1 protein-coding gene and 1 pseudogene are annotated in these 1,466 nt (G+C 74.5%); both read right to left on the minus strand.

All coding sequences use genetic code 11. The features are described 5' to 3' along the window. Positions 1–1,124, minus strand: a 1,124-nt coding sequence (locus tag QR77_RS48560; protein WP_269084358.1) for a GTPase, incomplete at its 3' end; no start/stop codon positions are given. Positions 1,125–1,273: 149 nt separating this feature from the next. After that, positions 1,274–1,466, minus strand: a pseudogene (locus QR77_RS11760) (ATP-binding protein); the annotation flags it as partial.

Here is a 1,466-nt window from a genome sequence, read left to right on the forward strand (position 1 = left end):
GCCCGCCCCGCGTTCCTGCGCCAGGCGCGCTCCGCCGCCTCACCCGCGGCGACCGCGCCCACCGCCCACGCGAGCCGGTCCGCGAACTGCTCGCGGGCGCGCTCGTCGAGCCCCGGATGCCCGTCGACCACGTACGCGGGACGCAGCCGCTCCGCCGCGGCGTCCACATCGGCCGAGAGGCGGCGGGACGCGGCCTTCCGTTCCTGTACGAAGCGCCCGAGCAGCTCACGGAGTTCGCCCACGCCCTGGCCGCCGAGCGCGGAGAGCGCGAGCACGGTGGCGCCGGGTTCGCCGTGTTCGCCGAGGGCCATGCCGTCCTCGTCGAGCAGCCGGCGCAGATCGTCGAGCACCAGGTCGGCCGCGTCGCCCGGCAGCCGGTCGATCTGGTTGAGCACCACGAAGGTGACCTCGGCGTGCCCGGCGAGCGGCCGCAGATAGCGCTCGTGCAGCGCCGCGTCCGCGTACTTCTCTGGGTCGACGACCCAGATCACCGCGTCCACCAGTCCGATCACCCGGTCCACCTGGTCACGGTGGCGGACGACCGCGGAGTCGTGGTCGGGCAGGTCGACCAGGACGAGGCCGTGCAACTCCTCGTCACCGTCGCCGCCCGCGAGGGGCTTACGGCGCAGCCGTCCGGGAATGGCGAGCCGGTCCAGCAGTCCGGCCGCGCCGTCGGACCAGGTGCAGGCGATGGGGGCGGACGTGGTGGGCCTGCGCAGCCCGGTCTCCGAGATGGGCACCCCGGCGAGGGCGTTGAACAGCGTCGACTTGCCGCTGCCCGTCGCCCCCGCGATGGCGACGACGGTGTGGCGCGAGGAGAGCCGCTGGCGCGCCGACGCCTCGTCGAGGACCCGTCCCGCTTCGGCGAGGATCGTTCCTTCGAGCCGGGTACGGGACAGGCCGACCAGCTCGCCGAGGGCGTCGAGCCGTACCCGCAGGGAGCCGCCGTAGGGGCCGCCGATGGGCGTATGGGCGTCACCGGAGCCGGCTGACGCGCCCTCACCGCCCGTAAGCCCGTCAACGCCCCGCAGATCACTCAGGCCACTCAGATCACCGGCAGCACTCAGGTCGCTCAGACCGCCCGGCCCGCCGGGCCTGCCCCTGCGTGCGGCGCGCCGCGCGATGAAGCCGTCGTTCCAGCCCCCGGGCCCGTCCGGCCTGCCCGGCCGACCCGGACCGCCGGGACTTCCTGGTCTCCCTGGACCGCCCCGCCCGTCCGGCCGGTCTTCCTTGCCGGCCCCGTCCGTCTGATCCGTCACAGCGGTCACTCCGGTCACCTCTCCTTCTGAAGTACGGACAGTGCGGCGATCAGTTCGGCCTGCGGCTCCGGGGTCACCTCAAGGGCGTCGAGGGGCGCCAGCCGCCGGTCGCGCTCTCCGTGCAGTACGCGGTTGATGTACGTCGTCAACAGCTCGCCGCCCCGGTCGCGCAGCCGCAGCGCGCCCTTCGCCCCGATGCGTTCGGCG

This window comes from Streptomyces sp. 150FB, assembly GCF_000818195.1.
GTDB lineage: Bacteria > Actinomycetota > Actinomycetes > Streptomycetales > Streptomycetaceae > Streptomyces.